Annotated in this window: 11 protein-coding genes; 9 read left to right on the plus strand and 2 right to left on the minus strand. The window is 27.4% G+C overall.

Annotated elements, in window-relative coordinates; genetic code table 11:
* Window positions 1-40: 40 nt before the first annotated feature.
* Window positions 41-226 (plus strand): hypothetical protein, encoded by a 186-nt coding sequence (locus tag ACWPW7_RS06880; RefSeq protein ID WP_291567861.1) that lies wholly within the window; start codon window positions 41-43, stop codon window positions 224-226.
* 178 nt (window positions 227-404) lie between these two features.
* On the opposite strand, the gene ACWPW7_RS06885 is transcribed toward ACWPW7_RS06880, so the two are convergent.
* Entirely contained in the window at window positions 405-1,421 is a 1,017-nt protein-coding gene (locus tag ACWPW7_RS06885) for an LCP family protein (protein ID WP_454052908.1), read from the minus strand.
* Window positions 1,422-1,669: 248 nt separating this feature from the next.
* Between ACWPW7_RS06885 and ACWPW7_RS06890 the strand changes: the two genes are divergently transcribed.
* Both ACWPW7_RS06890 and ACWPW7_RS06895 read left to right on the plus strand, forming a co-directional pair.
* The gene (locus ACWPW7_RS06890; RefSeq protein WP_454052909.1) at window positions 1,670-3,727 is read left to right on the plus strand and encodes a PAS domain-containing sensor histidine kinase; all 2,058 of its coding nucleotides are present in this window, start codon (window positions 1,670-1,672) and stop codon (window positions 3,725-3,727) included.
* Between the two features lie 1,240 nt (window positions 3,728-4,967).
* On the plus strand, window positions 4,968-5,309 hold the full coding sequence (locus ACWPW7_RS06895) for a single-stranded DNA-binding protein (RefSeq protein ID WP_291567856.1): 342 nt from the start codon (window positions 4,968-4,970) through the stop codon (window positions 5,307-5,309).
* A 215-nt stretch (window positions 5,310-5,524) separates the two neighbouring features.
* Here the strand turns inward: ACWPW7_RS06895 and ACWPW7_RS06900 are convergent, their stop codons facing one another.
* On the minus strand, window positions 5,525-8,077 hold the full coding sequence (locus tag ACWPW7_RS06900) for an FAD-dependent oxidoreductase (RefSeq protein WP_454052910.1): 2,553 nt from the start codon (window positions 8,075-8,077) through the stop codon (window positions 5,525-5,527).
* 341 nt (window positions 8,078-8,418) lie between these two features.
* On the opposite strand from ACWPW7_RS06900, the gene ACWPW7_RS06905 reads away from it, so the two are divergent.
* The 6 genes from ACWPW7_RS06905 to ACWPW7_RS06930 all read left to right on the plus strand — a co-directional run bounded on the left by ACWPW7_RS06905 (window position 8,419) and on the right by ACWPW7_RS06930 (window position 15,419).
* The gene (locus ACWPW7_RS06905) at window positions 8,419-9,672 is read left to right on the plus strand and encodes a GntP family permease (protein ID WP_291567853.1); all 1,254 of its coding nucleotides are present in this window, start codon (window positions 8,419-8,421) and stop codon (window positions 9,670-9,672) included.
* A gap of 17 nt (window positions 9,673-9,689) precedes the next feature.
* Complete coding sequence (locus ACWPW7_RS06910; protein ID WP_454052911.1) at window positions 9,690-10,838, plus strand: glycerate kinase family protein; 1,149 nt, start codon at window positions 9,690-9,692, stop codon at window positions 10,836-10,838.
* A gap of 292 nt (window positions 10,839-11,130) precedes the next feature.
* Window positions 11,131-12,081, plus strand: coding sequence for an AAA family ATPase (locus tag ACWPW7_RS06915; protein ID WP_291567896.1), 951 nt, complete (start codon window positions 11,131-11,133; stop codon window positions 12,079-12,081).
* A 10-nt stretch (window positions 12,082-12,091) separates the two neighbouring features.
* Window positions 12,092-13,213, plus strand: a complete 1,122-nt coding sequence (locus ACWPW7_RS06920) for a DUF58 domain-containing protein (RefSeq protein WP_454052912.1) — start codon at window positions 12,092-12,094, stop codon at window positions 13,211-13,213.
* Entirely contained in the window at window positions 13,213-14,448 is a 1,236-nt protein-coding gene (locus ACWPW7_RS06925; RefSeq protein WP_454052913.1) for a hypothetical protein, read from the plus strand. Before ACWPW7_RS06920 ends, ACWPW7_RS06925 begins: the two co-directional genes overlap by 1 nt.
* Before the next feature lie 590 nt (window positions 14,449-15,038).
* Window positions 15,039-15,419 (plus strand): DUF6514 family protein, encoded by a 381-nt coding sequence (locus tag ACWPW7_RS06930; protein WP_454052914.1) that lies wholly within the window; start codon window positions 15,039-15,041, stop codon window positions 15,417-15,419.
* Window positions 15,420-15,593: the final 174 nt, after the last annotated feature.

The raw sequence follows: 15,593 nt of genomic DNA on the forward strand, positions 1-15,593 counted from the left end.
AAAAGAAAATAAACTATAAAAGTAAAGTGGGGGAATTAAAATGGGAAAACAATATCGTGGAAAAGCATTATGGAAATTACCATCTAGAGGTAGAGGAACTTGTCCTATATGCAAAGCTGAAAGAATAAAAGTTTTATATGATATAACTTTAGAAGACGGAAGTAAAATAAAAGTTTGTAAGAGATGTCAACATAAAAAAGTTGACACATTGCCAATAGTTAATTAATACTAGATAATTATCATTAGAATTGAAAGTTTAAAATTGTATTAAAGTGTTAATAATAACAATTTAATATTTGCTAATTATATATTAATAAAACCGTAGCTTTTAGCTACGGTTTTATTAATTGAAGAGAAAATCAAATGGTGAGTTTAAAAAAGTGTGACAATTTGTCACACTTTTTTTAGAATAATGGATCCTTAGGTTTTGGTGCTATATCAAAGAATAAGTAATCAATCATTTGATTTACAGTTTCTTCTTCATCAAATTTTAAATACCATACATCATCAATAATCTCAGATTTGCAATATCCATCCACTGGAAAACGCTGTTGCTCTAAGGCTATGCCAGATTTAAGTACAGAAGTTCCTAAAGACATCATTTCTGTTTTTGTTAAGCTTGTAGTAAGCATAGGTGCAATACTAGAGATAGTTTTTGGAAGTTGTGTTACATCAGACTTTAATGCTTTATTTAAAGTGGTTTCTAAAACTTTTCTTTGTCTTTGTGTTCTAGCAAAATCTCCGTCATCTAAGGCTCTAATTCTACTATAAGATAAGGCTTGCATACCACTTAATTTAACTTTTCCAGATCCATACAAAGTATCTACTTGTTTACCTGTAATTTGAGAAGCATCACTTTGATATTTATTTATTAGATCTGCTTCTTCAGCTGTTACTTCAAGTTCAATACCTCCGAAATAATCTATTACGTCAACTACTGATTCAAAATTAACTGCTACATAATCCGATATGTCTGTACCAAAGTTTTGATTGATAGTCTTAATAGCTAATAATGGTCCACCATAAGCATAAGCATGATTTAGTTTATCATATCCACGATTTTCTATGTTCACATAGGAATCTCTCATTAAAGAAGTAAGTTTAAGCTTATTATGCTTTGTATCTACAGTAAGTATCATAATAGCATCTGAACGACCTTTATCTTCTGTAGACCTACTATCAATACCAAATATTGCTATATTAGTAATACCTTCAGTATGATCAATGTTACCGTCGCTATCATTATTCTTAGGTTTAATTTTTTCAGTATTTATTCCAAGTTCTTTTTTGTCATTGGTAAAGTCTACTGTTTTAATTTTATCTAATAATGAATAACTATAAACATAAACTGCACCTAAACACAGTAATAAAACAGATAAAGTTATAAATATTATTTTCTTAATACTCTTATTTTTTTTCATAATATAAACTCCTACTTTTATTATTATATTTTTATATTACTACAAATTTGAATCTAAAAATTATTTTTTTAAAATATCGATACTATTATTATAATACAAATTTCGATAAACAGCGAAAAAAATGTTGAAAAATAGATAAAAATTTTTCTAAGTACATTGTTAATTTTATTGTAAAATATAATATGTTATAAAAATATGATATTTCATAGTCGTAATATAATTAAATACTATGTGGGGGCCGAGAGGATATGGTTTTAACAGAAAGCAAAGATATAGAGTTATTTGAGTTCTTATCAGAAGCTGTAATAATTTTAGGTGAGAATGACAAGCTTTTATATTGCAATACAATAGCTAGCAACTTAATAGGATACAATAACTTTGTAGATATAGAAAAGCAGTTGCTATATGAAGTTATGACTATTGATAGTAGTGACGGAATAGTTATAGATTACGGTACCTTAAGAAAAAACAATATTTTAAATAAGGTCACAAAAAATATAATCTTTGAATCAGGAGAAAAGGGAAAGTTTAGTATTATATCTAGGAATATTAAGTATAATGAAGAAAATGCTTTTATAATAATTATGCAGAAAATTTCATCAATAGAAGAGGAACAGTATAATAGTAAAACATACATAAACTCTATAAATAAGGTAATAAAAGAGGATGAAAAGCTTCAAAATATTTATAAAAGTAAAGAAGATATAGACAATTTAGGAAAAAGTTGCAGTTCATTAAACTGCGATATGATGAGAAAAATTTTGGTATATTCTCCAAATATAATTATCATTAAAAAGGATGAAGAAATTATTTTTGCAAATAAAGAAGCACAGCATTTTTTAAATGTAAACAGTGAAGAAGAGATAATAGGTAAAAAATTTTACGACTTAATAACCTTTGATTCGACATTAAAATTAGATTATAGAAGTATTTTTTCTGAACTTAATCATTCAAAGAGTCAGCTTCCAATATCGCAAGTTAAGCTTAAAACTTATGATGGCAAAGAAGTATATGGAGATATATTTTCAATGTCCTTCTTTGAGAATGATGAAGAGTTTAGTGTGTTAATAGCTAAAGACATAAGCAAAAGGGTTCATATGGAAGAAAAGCTTATAAAAAATGAGGAATATTATAAAAGGTTATTAGCATTTTTACCTTACGGAGTAGCTATTCTCAATAATGGAAAAATTACGTTTGTTAATGAATCACTCGTAAATATGCTTAATGAAAAATCTATGAATGACGTGATAAATAGTAATGCTTCCAAATATATACCAGATGAGTATAAGCATTTAATGTATGAAATGGGAGATCATATATTTAATGAATTAAAACAGATAGAATTTAGACAATTAAGTTTAATGAGAGCTGATGGAACTGAATTAGAGGTAGAAGTAGGGGCATCGCCTTTTATATTCGAAGACAGCTTATCTGCTATTATAGTTATTTATGATGTTACAGAAAGAAAGAATGCACAAAGAGATAAATATAAGCTAGAGCAAGCTTTAAAATATGATAGACTTAAAACTGAATTTATAGCTAATGTTTCTCATGAATTAAAAACACCTTTAAATATCATATTAAGTGTTGTGCAATTGCTTCAGCATAAGCATAGGGAAAACGGTTTAGTTGGAGAGGAATCAACAACTAAGAGATATTTATCTGTAATGAAGCAAAATTGTTATAGGTTATTAAGACTTATAAATAACTTAATAGATATTACTAGAATAGAAGTTGGATATCTAAAAATGGGTTTTGGAAACTATGACATAGTGAAAGTAGTTGAGGATATTACTATGTCAACAGTAGATTATATTGAAAGCAAGGGTTTAAGTTTAATTTTTGATACAGATATAGAAGAAAAAATAATTGGAATAGATAGAGAAAATATGGAAAGAGTCATATTGAATTTGTTATCTAACGCTATTAAATTTTCTAAAGAATGTGGACATATATGGGTAAGTATCTATGATAAGGGAGAAACTATAGAAATATCTGTAAAAGATGATGGAATAGGTATTTCAGAAGAAATGCAGGAGAGTATATTTGAAAGATTTGTTCAAAGTGATCCATTATTTACAAGAAACCATGAAGGAAGTGGCATAGGATTATCATTGGTAAAATCAATTGTTGAGGCTCATGGTGGACAAGTTTATGTTAAAAGCAAAGAAGGACATGGTAGTGAATTTATAGTAGAACTTCCAAATATATTGTCCAAAAAACAGCCTAAAATTATTGAACATAATTGTGCTCATGATTATAACGTAGAAAAAATTCAAATAGAATTTTCAGATATATATAGTTAAAGACACTATATATCTTTATCCTAAATTTAATGTATATATCAAAATAAACGTCATTTTTTAGTATTTTAGTTGGAACTATTAAATTCACAATTATGGATATTTCTCAGCAAAAGCTGAGAAATTTAAAATTATTTATTTTTGAAGTGATATAATCAATTCTTATAGAGATGTGGCAATACATTGTTAGAAAAATAGTCTAAGAAATTAATTCATAAAGAATTAATTTCAACCATAATTGTGAATTTTACATTATAAATTATGAATTGAAGAAAGGTATTAATTAAAATATTTTTACATTATAAACACATAACTACAGTTTAAATAAAAATTCTATAAATAATTAAAAAAAGTTTTAAATAAGTATTGACATTGATAATCATTATCATATATAATTTAACCATAGAGATTATCTTGATGTTTAAAAAGTTAATAAAGTTAATTATTAACTGAATTAAATAGGTGAATTTAGTGTACGCCATAACCACTAAGTTTACCCCCTAAATAGGAATACAAACAAGTTCTTTAAACACTAATTCAAAAATTGTTATATGTTCAAAGTTAAACCCATAATTAAAACCCTATACTTTTTAAAATATAAAGGAACTTGTTTGTATTAAAATATTTAGAATATCTTATAAGATGATTTAGCAATTCTTCCCAAATCGTTAATCGTGAATTTAGCTTTATACTTAATAGGGATTCTAAAAATTAATTAACTGTAAAGATAATACCTAATAAATCTTTAAAAAACATGATAAAATATTTGTTACGAATAAAAAAGCCTTCTCAGTGAAGGCTTTTTTGTTGGCAAAAAACGAGTTGTAATACAATTAAGAGTTCAGTAATATAATTTGTTGTCATATACATATCCACTTCTTAAAATAACTGCTTAGGTATCTCCAAAAAATAACTAGTTAGTATACTAGTCCAGCATAATTTGTTCACAACTTCACCTATTAACATATTATACTTTCTTATCTTGTACAAAATATCCCTTCTATCTTTAGCTAGTTATTTTACTTAAGACGCCTTATATAAAATATATAGTTATAATCAATATCATACTATTCAATAAATGCTAAAAAATAAAAAAATATTTTTCTAAACTATAGATAAGAAAATTTAATTTTAATTAATATATTAATAATGTTTATAAAGATAAAATATGGATATAATTTTAGAAAAATGAGAAATACTTAATGAAAATTCATTTAGTATTAAAGTAAGTTGGAGGGAAATTATGAATAGGATTGTTTTAGTTGGAAGAATAACCAAAAAACCAGAAATAAAAGCTCTGGATGAAAATAGCAAGGTTTTCACTAGAATTATGCTAGCAGTGGATAGACCATATAAAACTGCGTCTGGAGAAAAACAAGTAGATTTTATTCCAATAGTATTATGGGGTAAAAAAGCTGAAATTGTTTGCGAATACTTAGATAAAAATAGTATGATAAGTGTAACTGGAAGGCTTCAAACTAGAGTTTTTGAAAATCATGAAGGACAAAGAAAATTTATATCTGAAGTTATTGCAGATGAGTTCCAATTTATGAGTTACAAAAAACAAAATGAAAATATAGGATAAAAGAAGAAAATAGTACTAAAGCTTTATTAAATAATGATAAGTATTTAATAAAGTACAAGAGTTTTTTGTAAAATGCCCTTAATAATTACACAAATAGATATTTTTATATGTTAACTGTAATTTAAAAAGGCAGTGATATTGTCGCTGCCTTTTTAAATTGTATGAAATAAAATAACTAGTCAATATATATACTGACTAGTTATTTTTGAATATACCTAATATATGTTTTCTTGCAATATTTCTTTTAGAGCCATGTAATTTTCAATAGCATTTAGTAGTTTAACAGATTTACTTGTATCTCCCATTAATATTCCACCAATTACTATATCATCTTTAAAAAATAATTTTTTATAAGTTTTATTTTTTGTATCCTTAAGTTCTAAAGCTTTACCTTCAGTTTGAGGGATTGTTCCACAAGAGAAAATTTCTAAATTCATAGCATTAAAACTAATTGGGCTTTGAAAACCAACAAAATTTTTATTATCTCCTACTGCATTAGCTCCAGCAGTTTTTCCCATTTCTATAGCAGCAGGCCAGTTTCCATAAACTATTCCGTTAATTTCTGCTATATCTCCACAAGCATAAATATCCTTAATAGATGTTTCCATTTTTTCATTAACTATTATTCCTCTATTTAATTTGATCTCTGTACCTTCTGCAATAGTTTTATTAGGTACAATACCTACAGAGAATAGAACCATATCTGCTTCAATTTCTTCACCATTATTTAACTTCACAATCTTTTTATTATTTCTATCTTCTATTACTTCAGCAGCAGCACCTAAAACCACATTAACTCCAGAGTTAATTACTGCTTCCTCTAATATAATACTACCTTGAGTATCTAGTTGCTTTGTTAGCAGATGTTTTGCAAATTCTACCACTGTTACTTCTTTATTATCTCGTTTAAATTCCCAAGCTGCTTCAAGTCCTAATAATCCTCCACCTATTACAACAATTTTGTTGGAACTAGTTAATTTATTCTTAATAGTATTAAGGTCATCTAATCCTCTTAATGTGAATACATTAGATGTATCGGCGCCTTTAACAGGAGGAATAAAGTTTTTACTACCATTAGCTATAATTAACTTATCATATTTTATAATAGCATTATCACTAGTTAATACAGTTTTTTCATTAGGATTAATTTTTTCTACTTTAGTATTTAATGTTAATTTTATATTATTTTCTGAATACCATTCATATGGAGAAATATAAAAATCTTTATCATCAAGTACATCTACAATTCCATCTGAAAGAGCAGGTCTATAATAGGTTAGATATGGTTCAGAAGAAATTATTTCGATATCACAAATCACATTTCTTTTTCTTATAGCTTCAGCAGCGTAGTATCCTGCAATACCATTTCCAACTACTACATATTTATCATTGCTTTCTGATTTAAAAGTGATTAACTCTTCAGTAACTTCAACAAATTGTTCAGAATTAGCTCCACATACAGGACAAATTTCTGGTGCAGTATCTCCTTCGAAAATTTCTCCACAAATTACGCATTTCCAACGTTTTTTGCTAGTAGGTCTACTATTCTTAACACCTTTTTTTATATTTTCTTGAATTCTTGCTGCAAAACTTTCACCAAAACTATAAGCTTTAGTTAAATCTTCATCAGTAGGTTTAAAAGATGCCCTAAGTGGCGGTAAGGTATTTAGTCTTAATTGTTTAATTCTCTCCATGACATTAGGAACACCTTCTCCACTCCATCCATATGAACCGAATGCAGAAGCTATTTTTCCGCCATGAACTAGAGGATTTAATGAAACTAATACATCCCAAATTGGTTTTAGTGCATCTCCATTTATAGTTGGGGTACCAAATAATACTCCTTGAGAAATATTTATTTTATCTAATATTTCATTGATATCATGATGAATTACATCAAAAATGTGGACATTAAAACTTCCAGAAGCTTCAATTGCCTTCTTAATTTCTATAGCTAAACTTTCTGTGTATCCATAAGCAGAAACATAGCAAATAGTTACATCAAGCTTGTCATTCCCAGCTTTAATTTCTTCACTCCATATTTTATAAAGGTCGACTATTTTTAATGGGTCATCTCTAAGTATAGGCCCATGTCCAGGACAAATCATATCTATTTTTAGATCTTTAATTTTACCAATAGCAGATAATACATGGCTTTTAAAAGGTCCCATAATTACATCGAAATAATATTTTAAAGCTTCAAGATAGTCATTATTATTTTTATTTAGATCATTAAAAACTTCTGGATTACAATAATGACAGCCAAAAGAGTCACAGGTTATTAATAATTTATCTTCTTCTACATAAGTATATATGGTATCTGGCCAATGTAAGAATGGAGCGGAAATAAATTTTAAAGTTTTATTTCCAAGATTCAAAGAGGCACCATCTCCCACAGTAATTGAATCAAAATTTCTATGAGCTATGTTTTTTAAAAAGTTTAAAGCAGCAGGACTTCCTACAACTTTGGCATTTTTCGCTATTTCTAATAGTTTAGCAACACTTCCAGCATGGTCAGGCTCAGTATGACTTATAACTATATAATCTAGTTTTTCTACATCTACATTTAAAGATTTTAATCTTTCAAGGTACTCATCGAAAAATTTAATTTTAACTGTATCAAATACAGCTGTCTTTTCACTGCCTTTAACAACATAAGAGTTGTATGTTGTACCGAAAGGAGTGTACATAACTACGTCAAAAATTCTAAGATCAGGATCTAATGCTCCAACCCAATAAATATCATTTTTTACTTCTAAGGCTTTCATAAACATATCTCTCCTTACATTTATTACACTATTATAAATATACATGTATTTAAACGATTACTACTTGTGCTATATATTTAAGAAAATTGTTGTTAGTAAATATTATAAATAAATTGAGAATATTTAATTATATTATATAACTATTTGTTAATAATTAATAGTATTTAAGTATTTTTTAAATACTATTAATTATTAAGAAAAATATACAGATTGACAATGTCCTATAGCAAAATGCTAAAATATTATTTTAGAAAGGAAGTGAAGAATCTGGTTTTTGAGAGAATTTTATTAATCTCTATAGTTTTTAAAATTAATTTAATATTTAAAAATCAGATATATTTATGGAAATAACAATTTCAACCATAGGTGCATTAATTGCATTAACGATTTCAATATTTCTTATATTTAAAAAGCTTCATCCTGCCTATAGTTTAATGTTAGGAGCTATAATAGGTGGCTTATTAGGAGGAGGAGGCCTAGAAGGAACTACTAATCTTATGATTGATGGAGCAAAAAATATAATGCCAGCAGTACTTAGAATTATATCCGCAGGAGTTTTAGCAGGAGTACTTATAGAATCGGGAGCAGCTGTTAAAATATCAGAAACCATAGTACAGACTATAGGAGATAAAAATGCCCTTATAGCATTATCTATTGCAACCTTAGTATTAACTGCTGTGGGAGTTTTTATTGATGTTGCAGTTATAACTGTAGCACCAATTGCACTATCCATTGGTGCTAGAAGTGGTTTTTCAAAACCATCTATATTACTTGCTATGATAGGTGGAGGAAAAGCAGGAAATATAATATCACCAAATCCCAATACTATCTCAGTATCACAAAATTTAGGAGTACCTTTGACATCAGTTATAACTTCAGGGATAATTCCTGCAATAGCTGGATTTATTGTAACTTGTATATTAGCGAGAATACTAATAAACAAAGGAAGTAAAATAGCATCTTCAGAAGGAAAAGATAGAGATGGTAGTATGCCTAGTTTCTTTTCAGCTATCATAGGTCCATTAATATCAATATTTTTACTTGCGTTAAGACCTATAATGAATATATCCATTGACCCACTCATAGCGTTACCATTTGGAGCAATATTAGGAACGATAGTTATGGGTAAAACAAAGCAATTAAAACTTTATGCAGCTAGGGGATTAGAAAAGATGAGTTCTGTTGCAATACTTCTTATAGGAACAGGGGCGTTAGCGGGAATAATAGCTAATTCGCAGCTAAAAGACTCCATAATAGGTATAGTAGATACACTAGGACTGCCAGCTTTTTTATTAGCGCCTATAGCAGGAATATTAATGTCTGGTGCTACAGCATCAACTACTTCAGGAGCAACAGTGGCATCTTCTGTGTTTGGGTCTACTTTAATTAACTTAGGAATTAAACCACTAAATAGCGCGGCTATGATTCATAGTGGAGCTACAGTATTAGACCATCTTCCGCATGGGAGTTTTTTTCATGCAACTGCAGGAAGTGTATTTATGGATACCAATGAAAGATTTACTTTAATTGCATATGAAAGTATTATAGGACTTATAATGACTATTGTTTCTACAATTATTTATGGAATATTATAGAATTTGGAGGATGTTTTATGACTTTAAAATTTGTTTTAGCTCCAGATTCCTTTAAAGAAAGTATGAGCTCAAAGGAAGCCTGCGATGCTATGGAAAGAGGTATTAAAAAAGTTATAAATGATGTAGAGTGTATAAAGGTACCTATGGCAGATGGAGGAGAAGGTACATTAGAAGCATTAATAGAAGCTACAAATGGTGAAATTTATGATGTAGAAGTGATGTCACCACTAATGGAAAAAATTACGGCTCAGTTTGGTATATTAGGAAATAGCAATACAGCAATTATTGAGATGGCAAGTGCTAGTGGTATTATGCTTGTGACTAAGGAAAAAAGAAATCCTCTAATTACAACTACCTATGGTACAGGGCAACTTATTAAAGCAGCATTAGATAAAGGAGTTAATCATTTAATTATTGGAATTGGTGGCAGTGCAACTAACGATGGTGGTGCAGGAATGATCACAGCATTGGGAGCAAAACTTTTAGATGATAATGGAAGGGAATTAGATGTAGGAGGAGGAGAACTTTATAAACTTCATAAGATAGATATTTCTAATATTGATTCTAGAATTAAAGATTTAACTGTAGAAATAGCTTGTGATGTAAAAAATCCTCTTATAGGTTCCAAAGGTGCATCCCAGGTATTTGGCCCTCAAAAAGGTGCCACAAAGGAAATGGTTGAAATTTTAGATAGATCATTGGAGCATTATGCAAAGAAAATAAAAGAACAGTTGGGAGTAGATATATCAACTACTCCTGGTGCTGGTGCTGCAGGAGGATTAGGAGGAGGATTACTTGCTTTTTTAAATGGTGAGTTAAGAAGTGGAATTGATCTTGTAATTCATCATACAGGACTAGAAGAAAAAATAAAAAATTCAAATTACGTCATTACTGGTGAAGGAAGTGTGGATGATCAAACTATTTTTGGAAAAACTCCTGTAGGTGTAAGTAAAATAGCTAAAAAATATAATGTCCCAGCTATAGTTGTTGCAGGGAGAATAGGTAATGATATTGAACCTATTTATCATGAGGGAGTAATATCAATATTTAGTATACTTCAAGAAGTAACAACTCTTGAAAAAGCTTTAGAACATGGAAAGGAAAATTTAGAAAAAACTTTAGAAAATATAGCAAGACTATTAGTATTAAATAAAGCTGGACATTAATGTCCAGCTTTATTTTGTGAGAATTGATGGGAAATTTTTGTTAAAGCTCAAGATTTACAATTCTAGTTTTTATATTTTAAGGTACTATTAAGAATCAATGATATGTTTAAGAATGTATAGCAAATAATAATTAAGCAATTTAATAAACCAATTCTTTTAATTGTTGGAAAATACTATTAAATCAGAAAAAGACAAGGTATAATAGTAAATATATAATTAAATATTTATTAACTTTTTATATACAAAGATAAATTTTAATGTTTTTTAAAGCAAAGTTTAGGAGGGAATAACATTGGAGGTTCTAAGATTTCAGCAATTTAGAGAAAAAATCAGAGATAACATAGGAAAAGTAATTATAGGTAAAGAGGGCAATATAGATAAAATTGTAACAGCATTCATAACTTCTGGACATGTTTTATTAGAAGATGTTCCTGGACTAGGAAAAACTAAACTTGCTAAAAGTTTAGCTAAAACTATGAATTGCAGCTTTAAAAGAATTCAATTTACACCAGATTTATTACCATCAGATTTAACAGGAATTTATTTTTATAATCAAAAAGATTATGAATTTGAATTTAGACAAGGACCACTTTTAAGTCAAATAGTGTTGGCAGATGAAATAAATAGAGCAACTCCTAGAACTCAATCAGCATTACTTGAATGTATGGAAGAAAGACAAATTACTGTAGAAGGACATACAATTAAACTAAACAAACCATTTTTTGTTATAGCAACTCAAAATCCTGTAGAACAATTTGGTACATTTCCACTACCAGAAGCACAATTAGATAGATTTTTCATGAAACTTTCTATGGGATATCCTAATTATGATGAAGAGAAAAATATGATGAATAGATTTATGGAATCTGATCCATTAAATGATTTGCACTCGGTTATTACTATGGAAGAAATAGAATATGTTCAAAACAATTATAGTAAGGTACATGTTAGCGAAGAAATTAAAGAATACATATTAAATATAGTAATTGCGACAAGAAAGCATAAAGGTATTGAATTAGGGTGTAGTCCAAGAGCAACATTAAATTTAATGAAAGGTTGTCAGGCCTATGCAGCAATTAATGGTCGAGATTATGTAATACCTGAGGATGTTAAAATTTTAGCGCCATCTATTATGAGTCATAGAATAATTTTAAGAAGCGAAATAAATATAGATGATAATAAAGCTGAAAAATTAATAAATGACATATTAAATACTATAGAAGCACCTTTAGAGAAATTATAGAGGCGATATTATGGTATATATATTCTTATTTTCATTATCAATACTTTTAGTTTACATAGGATATAAAACAAGAACTAAGGGGTTTGATAACCTTAAAGTATTTCGTATAGTTGAAAACAATAGAGTTATAGAAGGTGAAAGCTTTAAAATTACCACAGTTATAGAAAATAATAAATATCTTCCTATTTCTTTTTTAGCCATTTCTGAAAAAATTCCTTATGGAATAACCTATAGTGGTGAGAAACTAGACTTTAAAGATGGAAATAGTTTATGGCATATAAGTAAATATAGCATTAAATGGTTTGAAAGAAGAAGAAGAACCTATACTTTAATAGGGGTGAATCGTGGTACTTATTTAATAAAAGATATGAATATCACTATAGGCGATATTTTTGGATTTTCTGTGGATACTAAGGAAGTACAAGATTTTATAGAGGTGTTAGTATATCCAAAGCTTATACCTATAAAAAAATATGTTTTTGATACAACTAATTTTAATGGAGACAATACAGTTAAAAGATGGATTCACAAGGATCCTTTATATATAAAAGGTATTAGAGATTACAATGTAGAGGATAGAATGAAAGATATACATTGGAAGTCTAGTTTAAAAATGAACAAGCTTATGGTAAAAGACTATGATTACACATCTGAAAGACAACTTATATTAATATTAAATATTCAATGTCATAAAGACCATTGGTCTTATATAAAAAGAGATGTTATTGAAAATGGAGTTAGAATTATAGGCGCCTTAGCATATAAAGCCATAAAAGAAGGAATACCTACAGGAGTATGGACAAATGGAAGAATGATATCTTATTCGGATAATTTTCCTAGTGAAGTATCACCTGAAATTAATAGCTTTAAAAAAATTATGGAAATTTGCGCCAGGGTAGATTATACGATCAAAACAGAGTTTAATGAATACCTTCAAAGTAATTTACGAAGATTTGAAAGAAACTGCACCTATGTAGTAGTTACCCCTTATTTAGATAATGAAAGTAGAGTAATATTATCTAAAATTAAAAATAATGGATTTAATGTTAAGATGATAGATATTTCAGATGATAATTCTATAAGCCCTATTGAAGGTATAGAAAAGCTTTCTTTTAAAGGAGTGAATCAATAATGAACTGGTATAGACAAGTAAAAACTCTATATACTACAACATTAACAATATTTTTCTTTATTATGTGGGCTTTTATAGAAAAAATAATATTTCAAAATAACATAAAATATTCATTAATTATTATAACTTTTATTTCTGTGTTTTTAATGCAATATTTGATTTACAAAAGAGTTAATAAATATTTATCGGTGGCAATTCCTTTAATAATTTCAATATTAATTTTACATTTTATATTAAAAGATTCGTTGATAATTGTAAATTTAATATTTGTAGTTGCAACTATGATTTTTAATTTAACCTTAGAAAATGATACCATAAATTATTATCAGTGCAAAAGAACTTTAACTAATGGATTATATTTAATAGTTCCTATAGGGATTATTGGAATAATGTTCCGGTCAGATTTGATAATATATCTTTTTAGAGCGTATATGTTTTATCTAATACTTATGATTATTACTTTTAGGGAAAGCTTAAGATATATGTATAATATAAGAAATAAATCTTCTATATATGTAAATTTGGGAATTATATTAGGAATAATTGCACTATGTCAAGAATACATATTCAGTGCTTTTAATAAGATTATAATATGGATTTTTGGAGTAATATCTTTTGCTGCTGACCTAATCTTAACACTAATAGTAAAAATTTTTGAAAAGCCTATGCAATTTATAGTAGATAGCCTTAAAAAAATTATGATGAAAAATCAGCATTTAGAAGAGATGTTAGATAGGTTAGGAAATAAAAGTGAAGTAAGAGAATTTATATATGAAGAAAGCGTATTAAAATACCCTATATGGATTAAAATTGTACTTTTGATTATAGTACTTTATTTCTTATATAAAATAATTTGCAAAATTAGAATAAATGTTAAAGTTAATGAAAATTATGTGGAATGTATCGAGAGTATAAATGAGAAAAGTCAAGAAAAGAAACCAAGTTACATTTCTAAATTTATAAAAAAGATACTTAGAAAAAAAGGGGATATACGAGAAGAAATTCTTTATAACTATAAAAACTTTGAAGAAATTACAAAAAAGGCAGATATATATAAAACTTATATGACTGCTACTCAACTTAAAAATGTAACAAAAGTAAAGATAGATAACGTAGATGGTTTAGATGATACGACTAATATATATAACAAAGCAAAGTTTTCTACACAAGAGCTTAGTGAAGAAAATTTACAGCAAGTAAAAAATAGTTATGAAAATATAAAAAAACAAATATAAAAAATATTTTTAGAAACTTTTAATCTAAAGAATATTTATATTGATATTTCATAGCTATTACAAAAAATTGAATTTAATTAATTATAATATATAGAGTAAAGAGAATATAATACAAAAAGTTTAGGAAGCAACTGAGTTTTATAAAACATATTATAAAATAATCAATTCAAAGGCGTAATAAAAATTATAGTTAGCTTAGATAATATGACTAACACATACAAAGGGAAAGTTTTAATATTTGAGTTTAAAGAGGAAAAGTTGTATTAAGTGGTATATGCATATAAAGGTAAAAATCATGTGCAAAAGCAAAATCTCCAAAAAGGTAAAGTAATAATTTTACAAAAAGGTAAAAAACTTTAAACAAAAAAGTTTCAACAAAATTTTAGTTTTTCGACATAAAAACATATGAAAAAGGAATAATTTAACTGCTAACATTATAGCATAGATTTAATAAATATCAATAGAAATACAAATCTGTCATTTTAAAGGGATAAAATATAAATGAGCGTTACAGTAAATGACATAATTTTTTAACCTCTAGTGATACAATTTATTCATGTAGAGAGAGTTAGGTTGAGGGGGTCGTCTAAGTGGTTGTAGTTGAAACTTTAGCGCAAGCTGTAGAAATTGAAAAAAATGTAGAGTACAACTATGTCTATAAATTATTAGAAAGTAGTTATAGTGTAGATGTTAACGGAAAAACTCAGATTGTACAAGCGTATGGTATAGAGGTAGAAAGAGAAGATGTAGTAAAAGGAAAAAAAGTATCCCAGTGCAAAGATTTTGTAAAGTATATAAGTCCTCAGAAAGAAAAAGTAGGAAGTTTGATGAAAATGTTGTACCAACACCTAGTATCTCCTATACATCTAATAGACGTTATCGGGGAATATGTTGATCAATGTGTTAATGATTTTGATGAAGAATTACTTATTAGGGAAATAGAAGATTTTAAAAAAATAGTAGCGTTATAAGAGAGGAATCGTCTCTTATATTAAATAAGGGAGAATTTCTCCCTTATTTTTTGTAAATATAAAAATTCAAGGAAATAATGAGATAAACTTATATAATAACAATTTATTTTAATAGAATTAATTCTAGTAGTCTGTTGCAATTTTCAAATTCATGGTAATATAGATAAAAGGGTG

This window comes from Clostridium sp. Marseille-Q7071 (assembly GCF_965112025.1).